Origin of the sequence: Olsenella profusa F0195, from assembly GCF_000468755.1 — a bacterium.
Taxonomy (GTDB): Bacteria; Actinomycetota; Coriobacteriia; order Coriobacteriales; family Atopobiaceae; genus Olsenella_F; species Olsenella_F profusa.
In genome coordinates this window covers 101,579-121,255 of the sequence record NZ_AWEZ01000061.1, presented here as the reverse complement: position 1 = coordinate 121,255, position 19,677 = coordinate 101,579, and the positions used below count along the sequence as shown (strand labels likewise).

Genomic DNA, 19,677 nt, shown 5'->3' with positions numbered 1-19,677 from the left:
CTGACATTGGCCCAAACATGATACCCCATGCCTCGGAGTGAACCTCATTGTGGCGGGATGGGCCATCGCGCTATGGTGATGGGCGCTGCAACGAGCCTGGAGGACGCCCGGACGGCTGCCCAGACGTTCGAGCATCCCGTGGGCCGGGGCGTCGACCTCCAGGCCGAGCACGAGCGCTACCTCACCGGGCGCCACTTCGGGAGGCCAGCGTCCGTGACGGGCTACCCTGCGGCCATCGAGGCCTCCTATATGCGGCGAAACGACGACGGCAGGACCGTGGCCGCAGCGGGCTGCCCCGTGCCGGGCATCGGCGAGATCATCGGCGGCTCCCGGCGCGAGGGGTGCCTCGACGTGCTCGAGCGGCGCATCGCGGAGCTGGGCATGGACTCCCGTCAGTACGGGTACTACCTGGACCTGCGCCGCTATGGCACATGCCGCCACGCGGGCTTCGGGCTGGGCTTCGAGCGCCCCGTGATGTGCCTCACGGGCGTGGACGACATCCGTGACGTCATCCCGCACCCGCGTACCGTGGGAAATGCGGACTCCTAGCTGGGAGCCTGCACCCTCCTCGTCCGGTGGCACGTCTCGGCGAGCGAGGAGGTCACTGTTTCGCCAGGTATCTGCGCAGCAAGAATGCGGTGAAGTAGGGTGTCGAGACGATTCCGACGCTCTCACCGATGTTTCCTCGATGCAGCTTGATGCCCCAGCTAATGTCCGAATAGGTACCGGAGGAGATGAGTTGCCTGAGAGACTTTGAGGTACCCCTCGTTGCCTTGACCTCTATGGGCACAAGCTCGCTTTTGGTGTGCAGGAAGAAGTCCTCTTCAAGCGTCGAGTCGGGCTTTTTGTAATAATGTAAGCCATACCTCTGCTTCGTCAGTGCTTCGGCGACGATGCTCTCGTAGAGGGCACTCTCGTAGACGCCAAGGTTCTTGTTCACCCGTAGGTCCTCGCTCGCCCCATCGTCGAGCATCGACACGAACGGTCCCGTATCGCCAAAGTAGACCTTGAGCATGTTCTCGGCATAGTTGCCCCTCAGCGGCAGCTCTGGAAACTCGAGACGCCTGCACACGTTCACAATGTCCGCCGTCTCCAGCCATTCGATGCACCCACGGTAGTCCCTGAAGCGCGTACCCGTCTTAACCTTGGATAGTTGGAACTTCTTGTTCTCCCTCGCGAGTTGGAACGGGATGCTGCTGAAGGCGTTGAGAATGCGACCTTGGTCGAGGCCCTGCGCATACTTGCGGATGCCCTCCTCGTAATCGGCGATGAGTTGCCGCTGGGTTTGGAGTGAGCGCTCGAAGGTTCCGCTCTCGATGAATGACGCGACTACCACAGGCATGCCGCCTAGGATGCAAAAGTCCAGGAAAAGGCCATCGAACGTACGCATCTCAAGCTCCGAGAACGGTTTGCCCTCCATGAGGGGGAAGTAGCGTGAGCCGCATCCCAAGGGTCCTCATGACGGACGTCTCGGGCGGTATGGGCATGGCCTCGCTCAAGGCGATGCTGCCCAGCGTGGGAAGGGAGTACGATCTCACGCTCCTCGTGCGGGACTTCGAGAGGAACCGCGCGGCGATGTCGCCGTCGATGTTACCGTTCCTAGGGCGGGCCGGCCTCAGCATCGTCTGGGGAGACCTCGACGACCGCGGAGCGCTCGTGGCCTGCCTCGAAGGCTGCGATCTCGTGCTGCACATGGCGGCGTTCGTCTCGCCGGCTGCGGACTACCATCCCACGACCGCCATGCGAGTCAACTTTGGTGGCACACGTAATCTCGTGGAGGCCGTGAGGGAGCTCGGGCAGGCGGACGCCACCACCCTTGTCTACATCGGCATGGTGGTCGAGACGGGCGACCGCATGCCGCCCATCCACTGGGGGCGCGTTGGCGACCCCATCGAGCCGAGCATGTTCGACTACTATGCCGTCTCGAAGGTCGCCGCGGAGCGATACGTGATCGAGTGGGGCCTCGGGCGCTGGGTCAGCCTGCGCCAGACGGGCATCACCGGTCCCGCCATGGCCAGGATCCGCGACGCCATCCAGCTTCACAACTGCCTCGACAACGTGCTCGAGTACATCTCGGATCGTGACTCGTGTACGATGATGGCGCACCTGGCCTCATACGATGCCGCGGGGAGCCTGCCAGGCGCGTTCTGGGGCCACGTCTACAACGTCGGTGGCGGCGAGGCCTGCCCCGCGTGAGCACCTACCAGATGCACCAGTCCCTGTGCGGTGAGCGGGGCCTCAGGAGCGAGCCCGCACCTGGTGCTGGAGGGCGGGCACTGGTGTCCCGAGTGCGAGCGCACGAGCTGGAACTATGGCGCCCACGCCGAGGTGGCACACATCACGAGCCCCATAAGAGATCGAAGGCGCCTATTAGAAAAGAAGACCCTCGCAGTCTCTGGTGGGGGTTGAATAGCAGCCTCCTTTCTCCGCACGTGGGAGAACGGTAATACTGTGGACATAAGAGCAAGATTGCATCAATAAACTGCGACAATAACCAGGTTGATACCAAGGGACTGGAATGGACCGGCAATTTGGGGAAGGGAGCACATGGGAATCGAGTTTTCTAGCCGAGCCAGGAGCCGCATGGCCGACATGAGCAAGACGGATCGACTGATTGCCACCTATCTGCTCGACCACTCACAGGAGGCTTGCCATCTCTCGAGTGCCGAGTTGGCAGAGACGATTGGGGTCTCCAAATCTGCCATTACCCGTTTCGTCAAATTTCTTGGCTATGAGAATCTACGCGAGATGCGCGTCCAGCTCGCGTCTACGCGGCTTCCCGTCATTTTCTTCGATGACTTCGAGAGGGGCTCAACGCTCGACACCGCACAGTCAGTCTTCGAGCATAGTGCCAACTCCCTCATCGAGACCATGTCGGCTCTCAGGGAGGAGAGCCTCGACGCTGCCGTCCAGCTTCTCGGTCGTTCCAAGCTCTGTGGCCTATTCGGAACGGGTGGGTCGTTCCCGATTCTGTACAGCGCATTCCATCGCTTTCAGCGTACTTCCTTGCGAATGATCCTCCAGGCCGACATGCACATGCAGCTTGAGATCGCGGCAAACCTCTCTCCTGACGACTGCGCTCTCGTAGTCTCTCACTCGGGTCGCAACAAGGACGTGATGCGGGTTGTCAAGATCCTCAAGGAGGGTGAGGTGCCAATCGTGAGCATCACCTCGAATCCCACCTCGCCCCTTGCTGAGCAGAGTGACATTACGATTTGCTCCGTTGCCGAAGAGACGAAGATCAGGCCTGAGGCCATCACCTCCACCGTCGCCCAGATGGTCATCGTCGACACGCTCTTTGCCCTGTACGTCGAACATATCGACAAGGATCCAAGCCGCTTTGCTCGGATTCGTTCGGTCATCAAGGAGACGAGGCTCTGACGCCTTTCCGCTGTTGGCGGAGCGACCCTTCAGGAATTCGTGACACGGCCTTCCCGATGGGATGCAAGGCGGACTCCTTCGGTATTTTAAAAACTTAATTTTAAAATAATATAGAAAATCTCAAAATTAAGTTTTACAATAGCACTCGAGTTTGGGGAAGGAGGAATCCCCGGCGTGTAGGGGGCACGAGAAGGGGTTCCTCTCTCGAGGCAGCACTGTCACGCGCACAGCGTGGCGTTTTCCCTGTTGGACAAGAGAGAGGGAGGAAGGTTCATGCAAGTTACCGTTACTCAGGCGCTGATAATCTCGATTTGGATTGCAGCGGTCATGTCTCGCGCATTTTTAGGTGGTGCCACGACCACGCTGCGCTTCACCCCAATGATGACGGGGCTTGTCGTCGGCATCGTCTTTGGTCGTGTTGCTGACGCAATGGTTGTCACTGCAGCAATCCAGCTGATCTACATGGGCGTCTTCTCGCCTGGCGGCCAGATGCCCTCCGAACCTGCCATCGCCGCGGCCATCGCCGTGCCGGTCAGCCTGCTTTCCGGCCAGAGCGCCGAGTCTGCGATTGCCGTCGCCGTGCCCGTTGGCCTTCTCGGCTCCTATCTTTACCAGCTCCGCTTCTTTGTGAACACGCTTGTCATGAGCCACATGGCCGACGACGCCGCCAAGGAGGCCGACAGCAAGAAGCTCGGCTTCGCCATCATCGGCATGCCCATCATCATCGCTTTCGTGATCTACATCCCGTTCATGTTCGTCGCGCTCTACTTCGGCGTTCCCGTGATCTCCGACATCGTCTCCTCCGCCTCTGGCACCGTGATCTTCCATGTGCTCCAGACCATTGGCGGCGGACTTGCGGCAATCGGCATCGCCGTCACCGTCTATGCAATCGGCAAGAAGAACTACGTCATCTTCTTCCTGCTCGCCTTCTTCCTGTCGATGATTTTGAAGAGCCTCGACATCACCATGATCACCTATGCCATCGTCGGCTCGATCATTGCCTTCATCTTTGTCCTGGCGAAGAACGAGACCGTCGAGATGATCGGGTCGAACGTCCCCGGCACCGCCTGCGCCGCCGACGAGGATGACGACTACTGATTCCCGAGACAAGACCCCTTCCAGAAAGGTGGCAACACATGACTGATGCAATTTCGGCCTCCCAGGCCACTGAAGTTGACAATGCTCCCACCGACTACACCGACTACCAGCCTGAAGAGATCACTAAGAAGGACGTCGCCCTTGCGTGGCTGCGCTTCTACTTCGCCGATGAGATTCCCCACTGCTTCGATAAGTACCTCGCACCTGCACTTACCTGGGCCCTCATGCCCATCCTCCAGAAGCTCTACAAGCGCAAGGAGGACCTGGCGGCGGCGTATCAGCGTCACCTTCTCTTCTTCAACACCGCCATCGCTTGGGGCGGCGGCACCATCACCGGCATCACCGCTGCGCTTGAGACTGCGCGTGCCAAAGAGCTCACATCCGGTCTGCCGGTCACCGTCGACGACGACCTGATCTACAATACCAAGGCCGGTCTCATGGGTGCCTTGGCCGGCATTGGCGACTCAATCGATTCCGGTACCGTCCAGTACATCTTCATAGCCATCGCCCTGCCTTGGGCTCAGGCTGGCTCTGCGGTCGGTGCACTGTTCCCCTTCATCGCCTTCTCCCTGTATCAGCTCGTCATTGGCTACTACTTTGCTCAGCTGGGCTTCTCTCTGGGTCGTTCTGCTGCAAACGAGATTGTGGGTTCCAAGATGCAGGGCATCATCGATGGCCTCTCCATCCTTGGCCTGTTCATGATGGGCATTCTTGCTGCCAGCTATGTCAAGGTGGCTTCTCCGCTCGCGTTCAACATCTCCGGCAAGGACTTTGTCATCCAGGACATCCTCGATAGCATCCTTCCGGGCCTGCTGCCCCTCGTGACCGTTGGCGGCGTGTACCTCTACTTCGTCAAGAAGGGCCTGAACGTTACCAAGGCACTTCTCGGTCTGACAGTGATCCTCGGTGTCCTTGCTGCTATCGGTATCCTTTAAGGCTAGGAGAGAACTCTCATGGGACAGGTTGTGCTTGCTCGCGTTGATTCGCGCCTCATTCACGGTCAGGTTATGACGACCCTCTCGAAGTCCGCAGGGGCGACGGCAATCTTCGTCGCAGACAACACCTCGGCAAAGGATGACTTCATCAAGAGCGTCATCCTTGGCTCCGGCTCGCGTACGGGTCTCAAGTGCCGTGTCCTCAAGGAGGACGGAGCGGTTCGCTACTGGAACGATCGTCAGTATGATGACTACAAGGTGATTCTCCTCACCAAGTCCATCGAGGTCATGGCCGGCATCATCAAGGGTGGCGTCCCCATCAGGACGCTGAACCTAGGAGGCCTGCCTGCGCGTCCCGGCCTCACCGAAATCATCAAGGCCGTTCACATAAACCGTGCTCAGTATGACCTCCTCTGCGAGTTCGAGCGCGACTATGGCATTGACATCTACTTCCAAGCCACGCCCTCACTTCCGAAGATGACCCTCAAAGAGGCGGCCAAGATCATGGAAGGGGTTAGCGAGTGATGGTAGGGATTCTGCTCGTCAGCCACGGGAGGATGGCCGAGGGCATGCTCGATACCTTGGGCATGGTCATGGGTGAGGTCGAGCAGCTCGACCACGTCTCGCTCGTGATGGGGGAGGACTACGAGGTCTTCGAGTCCCAGATCGCCCAGAAGACGCGTGACCTCAACGATGGCGATGGGGTTCTTGCGCTTGTCGACCTCTTTGGTGCGTCTCCGTTCAACGTGACGCAGAAGGTGGCCCATGCGCTTGAGGGGGAGGGCGTGCGGATTCGCATCGTATCTGGCATGAACCTGGGGATGCTTGCAGAGGCAGTCTCCATGAGAGAGGGTTCCACGCTCGAAGGGCTTGTCAGCGTGGCCATGGAAGCGGGTCATAGGGGCATTGGCGAACCCGTCCAGGTCGTAGACGACGAGAACGACGGCGACTACTAGTCAGGTGGGGCCGCGTCGAATGTGGCGTGACCCCCTCTAAGGGGAGAGGTTGGCGTGGCGAAGAAGGGGCTTTACATCTTCGACTTCGACGGGCTTCTCGTTGACACCGAGCGCGTCTATCGGGAAGGCTGGCGCACGGCCTTTGACAGGGCAGGGCTCGACATGCCCGACTCCGAGCTTGAGTCCTGGGTCGGAAGGAGCATCGACTATACGAGCGCTGCGGTAGAGAGGCGCTTTCACGACCCGGACCTCTACCCAAGGCTGTATGCGTTGCGTGAGGAGTATGTGTACGGCGCGATAGCGGCGGGCGGAATCAAGCCGAAGCCGTTCGCCCTCCATGCCCTTCGTGTCGTTCATGATGCCAACCGCCACGTGTGTGTCGTCTCCTCGTCGTTGCGCCGTCGCGTCGTGGCGATTGCGGAGAGGCTCGGTTTCCTGGGGCTCGTTGATCATATCGTGGCCTCGGAGGACGTAGGGCAGAGGAAGCCGAACCCCGAGCCCTACCAGAAGGCGCTTGAGAAGTTTGAGTGCAGCCCCTCGACGGCAGTCGCCTTCGAGGACTCGCTGACGGGGCGACACGCAGCGTTTGCGGCTGGCATCGACGTCTGGCTTGTGCCGGACACGAGCTCACCCGCGTTTGAGATACCGGATGGCATCGCGTGCGCCAGTGACCTACGGATTGCGCTTCGTCTGTTGGATATGGAAAGTGGGGTGTGAATCTTGGGAATTCCCGAGAGGCAGGCATACGTTGAGCCCGAGGATCGCGACACGCGCGTGGGCGACCTGATCCTTCGCTACGGCGTGATCCTCGGAAGGCGTTGCACGCGAGGCCAGAAGAAGCGCTTCCTGGCTGCGGCGGCCCGTCAGTTTGAGCTGTGCGGATACGGACCCTCACTTGACGAGGACAGTCACGTGGTCAGGGGTGCTGGCTCGAAGCGTTTCGTCAATCTCTACGCCGGTGATGTTGATCATGCCGACGTGCTCTTTATCACGTACTACGACACGCCTGGGCTTACGCTTCCGGATCGAGGTTCCAAGGCATTCCAAACGGGCTTCCGCCCCCAAGACGTCTTGGTGTCCTCGCTGTTGCTGGGCGTGACTGCCCTCGCGGGCGCCCTTCTCATCTATCGTTTCGCACTTCCGCTGGTCTTCTCCGCTGGCATCCTGAGTCTGGGAGGTCTGCTCTTCGTTGCCCTCTGCGTGCCCCTGCTCGCTTTCGTCACAGGCTTTAGGGAGGGCCTTCCAAGATGGAACAACAGGGTGAGGAACTCATCGAGCCTGGCAGTTCTCTTTGACCTGGCCAGGCAGGTGCGAGACGAGGCTTCCGGCAAGAAGGTCGCCTTCGCTTTCGTGGATGAGGGGTGCCGGTCTGGGCGCGGGCTCGAGATGTTGCGTAGGCGCCTGGGAAGACGCAGGCCGAGGCGCATCTACGTGGACTCCCTTGGCTCGGATGGAGATCCGATCTGCCTCACCAATCTGCGTTGCCCCCCTGAGTGGGAGGACCGGGTCGCCGTTAGGCGACTGGGTACCGAGAAGCGCAAGCAGTACGGGGACTACCTCGTGTGCGCTGGCAAAGAAGACGGCACCGGGGAGATTGTCATCGACACCTCGAGCGAGGTCGGCACCCAAAGGGTGATCGATCGAAGCTCTCTTCTCATGGCACTGGCCCAATAGCCCAACGAAATCATCTGGGAGGAACTATGCTGACCGAGTATATGAACAAGAACGGATTCTACGAGGCTCTCTCGAAGACGGGCGTCATTCCCGTTGTCGTGCTTGAGAGGGCTGAGGATGCCGTGCCGCTGGCCAACGCCCTCGTCAAGGGCGGTCTGCCGGCTGCCGAGGTGACGTTTCGCACCGCTGCTGCGGCCGACTGCATCCGCAAGGTGTCCGAGAAGTGCCCGGATATCCTCGTTGGCGCAGGAACCGTCATCAACGTCGAGCAGGCGAAGCGCGCGGTCGATGCTGGTGCACGGTTCATCGTGGGGCCCGGCTATGACATCGAGACCGTCGAGTGGTGCATTGCGAACGAGGTCAATGTGATCCCTGCGGCTGTCACGCCGAGCGAGTTGATGGCCCTCATCAACAGGGACGTGCACGTGACCAAGTTCTTCCCCGCGAACATCTATGGCGGGATTCCGGCCATCAACGCTCTGGCCAGCGTGTTTGTGGGCCATCGCTTCATGCCGACCGGTGGCGTCAACTCCGAGAACCTCACGGACTACCTGGCGAACCCCTCGATCATCGCCGTGGGCGGTACCTGGATGGTCAAGCCAGAGCTCTTTGCCGATGGCGACTTCTCCCAGGTAGAGACCATTGCCTCCGAGGTGTCGGCAGCCGTCTGCACCCACTGTGCCTAATGCCACTGCTGAATGATTCTGGGGTCTTGGGAGGGAGAATGGCTCATCAACCCAAGTTGGATAGCGCAATCAAATTTGGTGCCGGACGAGTTCGCTGCGAGCAGGGACTGCTGTCCCAACTTGGCGAGGAGCTCGCGCGCTTTGGCAGGAAGATGCTCATCGTGGCGGGTCCCCGTTCATGGGATGCCGTTAAGGACGAGCTTGTTCCCAGCATGGAGGCGGCTGGTGTCGACCATCAGCTCGAGATCTACACCGGCTGGTGCAGCTTCGAAGGTGCGCAGGCGCTTGCGGACAAGGCAGGGGCCGAGGGCTGCGACGAGATCGTTGGTGTCGGTGGCGGCAAGATCACGGACCTCTCAAAGGCCGTCGGTGAACTTGCGGGCCTCGGGGCCATCAACGTACCCACGAGCGCCTCCTGCTGCGCCCCCTTCACCTGCATGAGCGTCATGTACACCGCCGAGGGCGGCAAGCTCAAGAGCTGGCGCTTCGACCACGAGATCGATGGCGTCTACATGGACATGGACGTCATTGCCGCATGCCCCATCCGCTACAATGCCGCCGGCATCCTTGACGCAATGGCAAAGAAGGTCGAGATGCTCAACGGGCGGCCTCAGATGCTCCTCGAGGACACGCCGATTGACGTCTACACTGCGTACAACATGGCGGACTATGCCTACGACGTCCTGGCTCAGGAGGGCATCCAGGCCATCGAGGACAACCGTGCCGGGAAGGTCACGAAGAAGCTTACCGACGTCGCCTTCCTGAACGTCATCGTCACGGGCGTCATCGCGAACGCCACAAAGAGCTTCCGTCAGTCGGAGCTTGCGCATGTCATATATGACGGTGTTCGCACGCACTTTACGCACGAGGCCGCCAATGCCATCCATGGCGAGATCGTTGCCATCGGGCTGTTCTGTCAGCTGTACTTCAATGGCCTCAGGGACAAGGAGGAGGAGCTTCGCGAGTTCATGCGCAAGATGGACCTCCCCCTCACGCTTGGCGAGGTCGGCATCGAGCCGACCGAGGGGAACCTCAACACCATTGAGGAGTACATAGTCAACTCGCGCCACTACGACTCTGATGATCCCGCCGATCGCCAACGCTTGCACGAGGCAGTCCTTGAAATGGCATGAGGACGTTCATCATTTCGCTTTAAGAAGAGAAAGGCGTTTACCATGGAGCGTGCGATCGACAGGCTCGAGCCCTTCCAGAGGGCAATCACCAAGGCACACTTCGCCTCGGCAGGCGTTTCGGTTGACTCCCTGAACAACACGGACAGGCCACTCATCGCAATCGCGAACAGCTGGGACGAGATCTGTCCGGGACACGAACCCCTGCGCAAGCTCGCCGAGGAGGTAAAGAAGGGCATCCTCGAGGCAGGTGGCGAGCCGATCGAATTCAACACCATCGCCATCTGTGATGGCATTGCACAGGGGCACCAGGGCATGCACTACAGCCTTCCCCACCGCGAGATCGTTGCCGATTCTGTCGAGGCCATGGTGAGGGGCACCAACTGCTTCGATGGCGTTATCTATATGGCGAGCTGCGACAAGATCGTTCCAGGCATGCTCATGGCCGCCGGCCGTATTGACCTTCCTGGTGCGATTGTCTCGGCAGGCCCCTGCTATGACGAGATCAGGCCGAGCCAGTCGAAGGAGCTGCGCGCCCGCTTCCTGAGGGGGGAGGCCACCGAGCAAGAGGTCATCGAGGGCACGCTCAAGTACTACACGGGTCCGGGCATCTGCCCGTTCCTGGGAACCGCGAATACCATGTGCTGCCTGGCGGAGGGCCTTGGCATGATGGTGCCAGGGGGCGCCCTGCAGCCGTCTCCCACGGCGCAGCGCCGTTTCATCGCCCGCCGCACGGGCGTGGCAGTCGTCGAGATGGTGCGCAAGGGCGTCAAGGCGTCCGACATCATGACGCAGGCAGCCTTCGACAACGCCGTGGCCCTTCTTGCCTCCATCGGCGGATCGCTCAACGCCCTGTTGCACCTCCCCGCCATTGCGGACGAGCTTGGCTGCTCGGTCACTTGGGCGCAGGTTGCGGAGGCCACGAGCAAGACCCCGGTCGTCTGCGACATTGTCCCGAACGGCGACATCTCCTGTGTGAGCCTGTACAAGGCAGGCGGGGTTCCTGCGGTCATGAAGACCATCGAGGCATCTCTCGACACCTCCGTGATGACCATCAATGGCAAGACCCTCGGCGAGAACCTTGCTGGGGTCAGAGACATCGACCGCTCGGTCATCCGTACCCAGGATGACCCTGCGTCCGTGGTGAATGGCATTCAGGTGCTCTATGGCAACATTGCGACCGAGGGCACGCTCGTCAAAACGAGCGCCGTTCCGGCAGGCCAGCACGTCTTCCACGGACCCGCCATGTGCTTCGACAGCGAGGAGGAGTGCTTTGCCGCATACAACGCGAAGAGGATTGCCGCTGGCACGGCGGTCATCATCCGCTACGAGGGTCCAGTGGGTGGACCCGGCATGAAGGAGCTCCACCGCGTTACGGAGATCATGAAGGGCATCCCAGGCTCTGCCGTCATCACCGACGGGCGCTTCTCCGGTGCCTCGGGCGGCCTTTCCGTTGGGTATCTCTGTCCCGAGGCCGCAGAGGGTGGCAATATCGCCCTGGTGAAGGACGGCGATATCGTCGACATCGACCTGGGTGCGAACTCGATTAACGTCGAGGTCTCTGACGAAGATCTTGAGCGCCGCCGCGTCGAGTGGGAGCCCGTTGTCCACGAGGTTCCCCGTGGACTCCTGCATCGCTATGTGAGGCTCGTTGGCCCCGCGAAGGACGGTGCGCTCTGCAATCGGTAGGCAGCCGTAGCTTGCGATACGCTTTTGCCTGGCGCTGCTGTCACAGATCGGGCATGCCCTTGCTTCGTCACTCCCTCTGCGCATGTCCGATTCAGATGCCTATGCTCAGACAATCCATGCTCCCGCCGCGCCGGGGCGCACAGCCAAGGCCCACAGGCAGTGTGGCGGAGGATGCCATCTCTGCTGAGTGACCTGGTCTGGCGTTTACTCAACGCATGCGACGCCCGTCTCGCCTCAAAACGCATGCCCGATGAGGATGATGCCCGTCGCATTGATGCCACTGCGCACTCAGCAGAAGTGACAGTCGGGATCGAGAGGGTATACGATCACCCTTCATACAGCTGCGCGGCATCGACGAACATCCCATCCTCGCCCAGTTTCTCTCTCGTTGCCTGGCCGATGGCTCGCTTGGAGAACAGGGCGTGGTTTGTGGACGTATAGCTTCCGATGAGGCCCGTTCGGTGCATGAGCTTTCGTGCGGCTTCGGTCCCATCAAACGAGGTGCGCCACTTGCACTCACCAACAAGAAGCCCATCCCGGCGGTTATTCGAAATAACGAGGTCGATGTCGGCTTGCTCCCGATCCTCCTGGTCGGCACCCCACCATCTTCCGAACTTGGTCGCAGGGAAGGGTAGGGCTCCTGCCTTGGCCTGGGAGACTGTTCACTGGAGGCAGATGTCCTTGGACCAATGACCCACATACGTGGGCATCTCCTCGTCCGTCAGTAAGTCATGTGCCGCTAGTTGTTGTTGGCCATGACATTGTTTACGTCGACGATGCGTGACATGGGAGGTGGGCGGTCGGCGAATATGGCATTCGCGGCAGCGCCCGCATTCGCACTCAGCGGAGATAACGTCTGGGACCTCGGCTAGGACTGGGCGTTATACGGATGCCCAAGGCAATCAGCTGACAAAACCGGTTTCTGAAAGCTTTTCCTACGCTCACCTAGCCAATGCGCTGACTCGGGGCACTGCCGTCTCGGCATGTCCCGCTGCGAGGGAGAATGAGCGGAGCATATGTATGCCTGTGAGGACGGCAGACGAGGCAGGAGATGAGAGGATGAGCATCCGCGTTTCCTATGATGAGGTGGAGGCGACCATCAGACGAGCCCTCCTCAGGGCGGGCCTCAGCGATGAGGTAGCCTCCGAGTGCGCCCGGACGCACGCATCGACGTCCCTGGACGGCATCGAGTCGCATGGCCTCAACCGGGTTCCGCGCTTCATCGACTACGTGCGCAAGGGGTGGGTCGATCCCTCCGCCACCCCCGAGCTGGTGGGCGCGCACGGTGCGGTCGAGAACTATGATGGGCACCTGGGCCCGGGCATCACTAACGCTCGCTTCGCCATGGGCCGTGCCATCGCCCTCGCAAGGGAGCATGGTATCGGTTGCATCGCCCTCAGGAACACGACCCACTGGATGCGAGGTGGCACCTATGCCTGGCAGGCGGCGGAGGCGGGGATGATGGCCCTCTGCTGGACCAACACGGAGAGCTCCATGCCCCTGTGGGGCTCCGCGGAGCCAAGTGTGGGCAACAACCCCATTTGCATCGCGGTCCCCCGGTCGGAAGGGCCCGTCGTGCTCGACATGGCCCTGAGCCAGTACTCGTGGGGCAAGATCGGCTCCTGCCGCCTTCAGGGAGTCCAGCTGCCCTACCCGGGAGGCTTCGACGCCCAGGGAAACCTCACGTCCGACCCCGTGACCATCGAGGAGACGCGCCGCATCCTCCCCACAGGCTACTGGAAGGGTTCGGGCATGGCCCTGGCGCTCGATCTCGTGGCGGCAGCGCTGGCAAACGGCAAGTCGGGCTCGCAGATGGATGACGAGGGAAGGGGCTCGTGCACGGGTGCCTGCCAGGTCTTCGTGGCCCTGGATCCCTATCTCTTCGGCAGCGAGGAGGAAGTCCAGGGGATGGTCAACGAGCGCATCGCCCGCGCGGATGCCGCCACGCCCCTCGACCCCGACTACCCGGTCACCTATCCCGGGGAGCGTACGCTCCAGACCCGTGAGCGCAACCTCAGGGAGGGCGTCGTGGTGGACGAGATGATCTGGCAGCAGGTGTGCGGCCTGGCAGAGGGGACGGAGGGTTCCATCGAGGATCTCTCCGCGGTGTAGGCAGGGGAGCAAGCGGCATGGAAATGACCTTCAGGTGGTACGGCTCGAGCGAGGAGAGGATCACCCTCCGGCAGATACGGGAGATTCCGGGCGTCGATGGCGTGGTGGGCTGCCTCATGGACATCCCCGTGGGCGAGGTGTGGCCCGAGGAGCGCATCGCCGCCCTCAGGCGCGAGATCGAGGGCGTCGGCCTCACGCTCAAGGTGATCGAGTCGGTCAACGTGCACGATGACATCAAGGCCGGCCTTTCCACGCGCGACAGGTACATAGCCAACTACTGCCAGACCATCCGCAACCTCGCCCACCAGGGCATCCAGGTCATCTGTTACAACTTCATGCCGGTCTTCGACTGGGTGAAGAGCGACCTCAGCTTCCAGCTGCCAGATGGTTCGAACACCCTGGCCTTCAGGGGGCGGGAGATTCCCGATGACCCCAACGTGCTGCTCGAGCGCTATGCCCAGGGCACGGGGAACTACGTCCTCCCCGGCTGGGAGCCCGAGCGTCTTGCGCAGATAAAGCACCTCTTCGAGATCTACCGGGGCGTGGGGGAGGAACAGCTGCGCGCGAACCTGGTGCACTTCCTTGAGAGTATCATCCCCACCTGCGAGGAGTGTGGCGTGAGGATGGCCATCCATCCCGATGACCCACCCTACAGTCTCTTTGGCCTGCCACGTATCATCAAGGGTCGCGAGGATCTCGACTGGCTCTGCCGTGCCGTGGACTCCCCGGCGAACGGCATCACGCTCTGTACGGGCTCCATCGCGGAGGATCCCTCCAACGACGTGTACGCGATCCTTGCCGAGTTCACCCGGCGTGGCCGCATCCACTTCGTCCATGCGCGCAACATCAAGTACCTCGAGCCTGGGAAGAGCAGGGACTTCTACGAGGCTGGCCACCTCTCCCGGGATGGCTCCCTCGACATGTTCAAGATCATGGCCGCCCTGCACGACAACGGCTTCGACGGGTTCATCCGTCCCGATCATGGGCGCATGATCTGGGGTGAGACGGGTCGTGCGGGCTACGGCCTCTACGACCGCGCGCTCGGCATCGCCTACCTCAATGGCCTCTGGGAGGCCCTGGAGAAGCGGGGTGCGTAGAGGCCGGGCGCCTCGAGTCTCGTAGGCGCCACCAGGATGGACCGACACGAGGGGGCGCCGCTACCTCCGGCGCAGCCGCACGGCGAAGCCGCCCACCTCGCCCTCGAGGAACACGGAGGTGTAGCCACGCTCGTCGCGGTTGACGCCCTTCTCCACGAAGCGGTACCCCCGCCGCTCGAACCAGGCTTTGGCACGGTCAACATCCACGCAGCTCACGCCGATGTGTCCCCGCTCGCCCAGGAGCCGCCCCTTCACGACGTCCACCATGTCGCTGGCGAAGCAGCCTCCTCCCTTGTCATAGACGGGCAAGCCGAACAGGGTCGCGAAGGAGGTGGCGACCTCCTTGGCCTCCGCCGCATCGTCGCAGTTGATGCCCACATGTGCAAGCTCGAAGCCATGCATCGCATAGCTCGACCGACGGCAGATCTCACGGATCTCATCGAAGCGTCCCTGGGCGACGAGATCCTTCGGGGCCAGCCACGAGCCGCCGCAGGCAAGGACGTTGGGCTGGGAGAGGTAGCTGGTGAGGTTGGGCGGCCCGATGCCGCCTGTGGGCACGAAGCGCATGGACCCATAGGGTCCGGCAAGGGCCTTGAGCGCGGGGACACCGCCGTTCACCTCGGCCGGGAAAAACTTCACGGCCGCGAGTCCATGGTTCTGGGCGTCCTTGATCTCGCCGGGGGTGGCGGTGCCGGGGAGGATGGGAACCTCGTGGTCGATGCATCACTCGACGACCGCGGGTCATACCCGGGCGTGACGATGTAGCGGGCGCCGGCGTCCACTGCCCGCCGGGCTACCTCGACCGAAGTGACGGTGCCGGCCCCGACGAGGATACCGGGCACCTTGGAGGCCATCTCGCGTATGGAGGCCTCGCTCGCGGCGGTGCGGAAGGTCACCTCGGCCGTGGGGATGCCCCCTCCACCAGGGCCTGGCCGAGCGGCGCGGCGTCCTGGGCCGCGCCGAGTGCGATGACGGGGACGTGCCGATGGCGTGTACGTCGCGCAGGAGGCTCTCGAACATGTCCGCTCCTTCCAATCGATGGCTCGTCGCGGGAGAGTGGGTCATGGTGGGCTAGTGGTTGCGGGAGAGATAAGCAGCAAGCCCCTCGCGGTCGGGCATGCCCTCGTTGTCCCCGCGCGCCTGTACCTGGAGGCTGCCAATGGCGTTGCCACGTGTGACGGCGGCGCGGATGTCCAGCCCCTCCAGAAGGGCGGTGAGTACGCCTGCCGCAAAGCCGTCCCCGGCACCCACCGTGTCGACGGTGTGCTCGACGGGGAAGGTGCCTCCCCATCCCCGCGCGCCGTCCGTGTCAAAGTAGGCACCGCGAGAGCCGCACTTCACGATGACCGTGCGCGTTCCCAGCTCACGGTAGCGTCGGGCCGCCTCCTCGGGCGCGAGCTCCTCGTCACCCAAGAGCTCACGCGTCTCGGCGATGCCGGGGAGGAAGAGGTCAACCTGGGAGGCCATCTCGTTCATGAACGCGGCCATCGTCTGGCGGTCGGGCCAGAGCTGGGGACGGAGGTTGGGGTCGAAGGAGATCGTGAGGCCCGCCTCGCGTGCGCGCCGCACCAGGAGCCTCGTGGCCGCGCGCGTCGACTCGGAGAGCGCGGGCATGATGCCCGTGAGGTGCAGGATGCCGTAGACGGACATGTCGAGGTCGGCCACGTCGGCGGGAGAGAGGGTCGAGGCGGCTGACCCCCGGCGCAGGTAGTAGATTTCCGGATCGCCGTTAGGCGTGAGGCTCTTGAACATGATGCCCGTCGGCCGCTCGCTGGTGCGGGTCGTAAACTCGGTGGAGATGCCACACTGGTTCATGAGCCTGACGATGAGCCTGCCATGGAAGTCGTCACCGAGTTTGGTGAGGTAGCCCACCCGGTGTCCCAGGCGGCTCACGCCGATGGCAACGTTCAGCTCTGCCCCGGCAACGGCCAGGGCGAAGGTGCGGGCCCGGTCGAGCCCGCCCTCCTGCTGTGACATGTAGAGCCCCATGGGCTCGCCCACCAAGAGAATCCCCTTTTGTTCCTGCATGTGACTCCTACCGCCTCGTTGCGCTGCCATACGTTCGAATGCTATGTGCGCCCACCGTCCAAGAGCGTTGACCTCCTCACGGTGAGCTCGCAGGGCACCTCGATGGTCCTCCTGGCGCCACCGGGGTCGCCGATGCGCTTCATGAGGAGTTCCGAGGCCTCGACACCCATGCGGTATGGGTGGACCTTGTAGGTGGTGATGCCCATGCCGATGATCTCGGACCAGTCCCAGGCCATGCTGCGCGACCAGTCCCAGTCGTCGGGGCCGCAGATGCCCACCTGCTTGGGGATGGAGAGTCCCAGCGTGGAGGTGGCGTAGACGAGGTTGACGAGCGTGACGGAGTTACTGCTGACAAGGCCGGTGACCTGGCCTTCAGGGGTCTCCTCGACCACGCGTCGCACCTCGTCACGCACGTGTCGAGCGTCACCGATTCTGAGCGTTATCACGTCGTCCATGGGGTTGGCGCGCCCGAAGCAGGCCCTGTCTGCAGAGCAGAACCCGTCGAGCCGGTCCTTGCGGACGCTGTTGTTGGTGTAGTCCTCGGTGAAGAGCACAGCCCTGTCAAATCCCTGGTCGTGCAGGTGGTGTACCAGCTCCTCCATGGGGGCGTGGTAGTTGCCGGTCACGAGGTCGAAGTTGAAGTTGTCGATACGCCGGTCGAGCAGGACGACCGGCAGTCCCGAGTTGGCGAGCTGGATGAGGTAGGGGTTATCGTGGGAGGTCGTGTTCACGATAAGGCCGTCCACCTGGTGCGTGAGCAGGGTGCGGATGTAGTTGGCCTCCTTCTCAGGGGAGTCGCTCGAGTTGACGAACACGGGGATGTAGCCGTGGGCATCGAGGTAGTTGCCGATGCCGGAGATGAGCATCGAACTGAAGGGGCTGGTGATGTCGGCCACGACGACGCCGACAAAGAGGGAGCGTTGGGTCTTGAGGCTTCGTGCGATGGCGGAGGGCTGGTAGTCGGAGAGCCGGATGGCCGTCTCAATGCGTCTGCGGGTGTCCTCGCGCATCAGGTTGTACTTGCCGTTGATGTAGCGTGAAACCGTTGTCTTAGATACGCCCGCGGCGATAGCGATGTCCTCGATGGTCACCTTGCCGGTCCTTCTGGACATGATCCACCCTCCTTGTGTCCCACGCGCGATGGCAGGATCCATTCATCCCGCATTCCACCTCATCTTGGTGCGCCTTATCCCCTCAACCATACTCATTTGTGGGAGAGCCGAGGCATACCTGGGGAGAGTGTAAGACTCTTGCAACGTCTGTCGTTCCGAAGATACCGTTCAGAGGATTGGAACCGATTACATTTTGCGCTCATCCACCGACAGTCTTGTCTTTGTTCAGAGGAGCGCATACAAATGAGGGTGAGGTGAACACCTTATGAATGACATGGACGTAGCATGAGGCAGGTCGTCCCGAGCAACGAACAATGTACTTCGAGGACGAGAGATAAAATCGGTTTCTCTCAAATCGTCACCCCTGCCATCAGATGACGTGAATGCAGTCGACCGGGAAAGGAAAGGGAGACATGGGTACCGTCATTGGCATCATCCTGCTCGTAACGTACATAGCCTTCATCGTGTACGCGGCACGTGGGGGCAACCTCATGCTGGGCCTCTTCATCATGGCCGCCCTGTGGGGTGCCCTCGGCATGATCGGTGGTGCTGGCCTGCCTGAGGGTCAGACCACCTGGGACTGGACCGCCATCAACTCGGTGCTCACCACCGTGTTCAACGATGGCCCCACGGGCTTCGGTGCCACGGCCATCTACATCATCTTCGGCAGCTGGTTCGGCCGCATCCTGCTCGGCACCGGCATTGCGGGCACCATCATCCGCAAGGCCGTCGAGCTGGGTGGCGACAAGCCGGGCCTTACGGCAAGCTTGCTCTGTATCGTCGTCGCCCTGATCTTCACGACCTCGTATGGCCCCGGTGCCGTGGTCGCCATCGGCGTCATCGTCTTCCCGATCATGCTGTCCCTGGGCATCCCTGTCGCCCTCGCGACCTGCGCCTATGTTATGTCCGTGGGCTGTGGTCTCTACTTCAACCAGTCGCTCCTCACGCAGGCCGCCACGACGATGGTCATGGCCGACGGCTCCCAGTACCTCTCCTCTCCCGACCAGTGGAGCCAGTGGTACTCCTTCGCGTTCATCGCGTTTGCCGTGCACTTCGTGTCGATCATCCTCATGATCGTCCTCACGCTGAGGTTCTCCAAGAAGGGCCCCGTCCACGCATGGGCCGCACCCGCCCAGGGCGTCGACCTGTCCTCCCAGAACGTCAGCCTGCTTGCGTGCATCGCCCCGATCATTCCCGTGGCCCTCGCCATCGCGTTCAAGATCAGCCAGATTCCCGCCATCGTCATCGCGGTCGTCTTCGCCATCGTCACCACGGGCTCGTTCAGGAAGGGTTGGAGTGGCATCTGCGAGCTTGTGCAGAAGACCTTCCATGACGGTGTCGCCGACGTGGGTCTGGTCCTGGCCTTCCTGATGGCCGTCCAGATGTTCGTGAAGGCAGCCGGGCTCTGCAAGAACCTCCTGTCCCCGATCGTCGCCCCCCTCCTGCCGACCAACACCTTCATGCTCTTCCTGGTCTTCGGTATCCTCGGCTTCCTGGCCCTCTATCGTGGTCCCCTGACCATCTGGGGTGCCGGCGTCGCCACCTTCGCCATTGTGGCGGCCTCCACGAGCCTGCCCATCGCGGTGCTGTATCCCCTGTTCTACATCCCCTGCTGCACGGTCAACACCAACGTGTGCCCCACGCAGTCCTGGAACCTGTGGGCCATCGGCTACACCAAGGTGTCCATCAAGGACTATATGAAGACGTGCCTGCCCTATGCGCTGGCCTGCGCCTTCATCCTCGAGATGGTCGCGTTCGCCGTGTTCGCTGCCTAGTGCG

The 19,677-nt window shown here is 61.9% G+C and carries 17 protein-coding genes and 3 pseudogenes; 15 read left to right on the top strand and 5 right to left on the bottom strand.

The genetic code is table 11. The features are described from left to right. Positions 1–114: 114 nt before the first annotated feature. Positions 115–549, top strand: a pseudogene (locus HMPREF1316_RS09280) (amino acid--tRNA ligase-related protein); the annotation flags it as partial. A gap of 52 nt (positions 550–601) precedes the next feature. Here HMPREF1316_RS09280 and HMPREF1316_RS09275 read toward each other — a convergent pair. Then, positions 602–1,450 carry a DUF4143 domain-containing protein gene (locus tag HMPREF1316_RS09275; RefSeq protein WP_021726761.1) on the bottom strand — a complete coding sequence of 283 codons (849 nt, stop codon included), beginning with the start codon at positions 1,448–1,450 and terminating at the stop codon, positions 602–604. On the opposite strand from HMPREF1316_RS09275, the gene HMPREF1316_RS09270 reads away from it, so the two are divergent. The 11 genes from HMPREF1316_RS09270 (at position 1,435) to ilvD (ending at position 11,549) form a co-directional block, all read left to right on the top strand. Continuing rightward, positions 1,435–2,196 carry an NAD-dependent epimerase/dehydratase family protein gene (locus HMPREF1316_RS09270; RefSeq protein ID WP_021726691.1) on the top strand — a complete coding sequence of 254 codons (762 nt, stop codon included), beginning with the start codon at positions 1,435–1,437 and terminating at the stop codon, positions 2,194–2,196. The genes HMPREF1316_RS09275 and HMPREF1316_RS09270 overlap by 16 nt on opposite strands. A gap of 387 nt (positions 2,197–2,583) precedes the next feature. After that, complete coding sequence (locus HMPREF1316_RS09265; protein ID WP_232204511.1) at positions 2,584–3,381, top strand: MurR/RpiR family transcriptional regulator; 798 nt, start codon at positions 2,584–2,586, stop codon at positions 3,379–3,381. Between the two features lie 273 nt (positions 3,382–3,654). Then, positions 3,655–4,479, top strand: a complete 825-nt coding sequence (locus HMPREF1316_RS09260) for a PTS mannose/fructose/sorbose/N-acetylgalactosamine transporter subunit IIC (protein ID WP_021726722.1) — start codon at positions 3,655–3,657, stop codon at positions 4,477–4,479. Positions 4,480–4,517: 38 nt separating this feature from the next. Continuing rightward, positions 4,518–5,414: a PTS system mannose/fructose/sorbose family transporter subunit IID gene (locus tag HMPREF1316_RS09255; protein ID WP_021726703.1), complete on the top strand. Its 897-nt coding sequence runs from the start codon at positions 4,518–4,520 to the stop codon at positions 5,412–5,414. Positions 5,415–5,432: 18 nt separating this feature from the next. Next, a complete protein-coding gene (locus tag HMPREF1316_RS09250) occupies positions 5,433–5,939 on the top strand; it encodes a PTS sugar transporter subunit IIB (protein WP_021726765.1) in 507 nt (168 codons plus the stop codon). After that, positions 5,939–6,370 (top strand): PTS sugar transporter subunit IIA, encoded by a 432-nt coding sequence (locus tag HMPREF1316_RS09245; protein ID WP_021726681.1) that lies wholly within the window; start codon positions 5,939–5,941, stop codon positions 6,368–6,370. Before HMPREF1316_RS09250 ends, HMPREF1316_RS09245 begins: the two co-directional genes overlap by 1 nt. Before the next feature lie 54 nt (positions 6,371–6,424). Next, on the top strand, positions 6,425–7,087 hold the full coding sequence (locus tag HMPREF1316_RS09240; protein WP_021726684.1) for an HAD family hydrolase: 663 nt from the start codon (positions 6,425–6,427) through the stop codon (positions 7,085–7,087). A gap of 3 nt (positions 7,088–7,090) precedes the next feature. Continuing rightward, positions 7,091–8,044, top strand: coding sequence for a hypothetical protein (locus HMPREF1316_RS09235; protein WP_021726727.1), 954 nt, complete (start codon positions 7,091–7,093; stop codon positions 8,042–8,044). Between the two features lie 26 nt (positions 8,045–8,070). Next, on the top strand, positions 8,071–8,730 hold the full coding sequence (gene eda / locus HMPREF1316_RS09230; protein ID WP_021726676.1) for a bifunctional 4-hydroxy-2-oxoglutarate aldolase/2-dehydro-3-deoxy-phosphogluconate aldolase: 660 nt from the start codon (positions 8,071–8,073) through the stop codon (positions 8,728–8,730). A 56-nt stretch (positions 8,731–8,786) separates the two neighbouring features. Beyond that, positions 8,787–9,863 carry an iron-containing alcohol dehydrogenase family protein gene (locus tag HMPREF1316_RS09225; RefSeq protein ID WP_232204510.1) on the top strand — a complete coding sequence of 359 codons (1,077 nt, stop codon included), beginning with the start codon at positions 8,787–8,789 and terminating at the stop codon, positions 9,861–9,863. Between the two features lie 42 nt (positions 9,864–9,905). Next, the gene (gene ilvD / locus HMPREF1316_RS09220; protein WP_021726697.1) at positions 9,906–11,549 is read left to right on the top strand and encodes a dihydroxy-acid dehydratase; all 1,644 of its coding nucleotides are present in this window, start codon (positions 9,906–9,908) and stop codon (positions 11,547–11,549) included. A gap of 326 nt (positions 11,550–11,875) precedes the next feature. Here the strand turns inward: ilvD and HMPREF1316_RS15105 are convergent. Then, positions 11,876–12,187: pseudogene (locus tag HMPREF1316_RS15105) on the bottom strand (DUF234 domain-containing protein); the annotation flags it as partial. A 421-nt stretch (positions 12,188–12,608) separates the two neighbouring features. Between HMPREF1316_RS15105 and yiaK the strand changes: the two are divergent. Both yiaK and uxuA read left to right on the top strand, forming a co-directional pair. After that, a complete protein-coding gene (gene yiaK, locus HMPREF1316_RS09215; RefSeq protein ID WP_040652071.1) occupies positions 12,609–13,661 on the top strand; it encodes a 3-dehydro-L-gulonate 2-dehydrogenase in 1,053 nt (350 codons plus the stop codon). A gap of 17 nt (positions 13,662–13,678) precedes the next feature. Further along, positions 13,679–14,758 (top strand): mannonate dehydratase, encoded by a 1,080-nt coding sequence (gene uxuA, locus HMPREF1316_RS09210; protein ID WP_021726733.1) that lies wholly within the window; start codon positions 13,679–13,681, stop codon positions 14,756–14,758. A gap of 60 nt (positions 14,759–14,818) precedes the next feature. On the opposite strand, the pseudogene eda (HMPREF1316_RS09205) reads toward uxuA, so the two are convergent. The 3 genes and pseudogenes from eda (HMPREF1316_RS09205) to HMPREF1316_RS09195 form a co-directional block, all read right to left on the bottom strand. Continuing rightward, positions 14,819–15,654 (bottom strand): annotated as a pseudogene (gene eda, locus HMPREF1316_RS09205) (bifunctional 4-hydroxy-2-oxoglutarate aldolase/2-dehydro-3-deoxy-phosphogluconate aldolase). A 175-nt stretch (positions 15,655–15,829) separates the two neighbouring features. Next, positions 15,830–16,786, bottom strand: coding sequence for a sugar kinase (locus tag HMPREF1316_RS09200; protein ID WP_021726645.1), 957 nt, complete (start codon positions 16,784–16,786; stop codon positions 15,830–15,832). 41 nt (positions 16,787–16,827) lie between these two features. Continuing rightward, positions 16,828–17,898, bottom strand: coding sequence for a LacI family DNA-binding transcriptional regulator (locus tag HMPREF1316_RS09195; protein WP_021726768.1), 1,071 nt, complete (start codon positions 17,896–17,898; stop codon positions 16,828–16,830). A gap of 413 nt (positions 17,899–18,311) precedes the next feature. On the opposite strand from HMPREF1316_RS09195, the gene HMPREF1316_RS09190 reads away from it, so the two are divergent. Continuing rightward, on the top strand, positions 18,312–19,673 hold the full coding sequence (locus HMPREF1316_RS09190) for a hypothetical protein (RefSeq protein WP_021726687.1): 1,362 nt from the start codon (positions 18,312–18,314) through the stop codon (positions 19,671–19,673). The last annotated feature ends 4 nt before the right edge of the window (positions 19,674–19,677 follow it).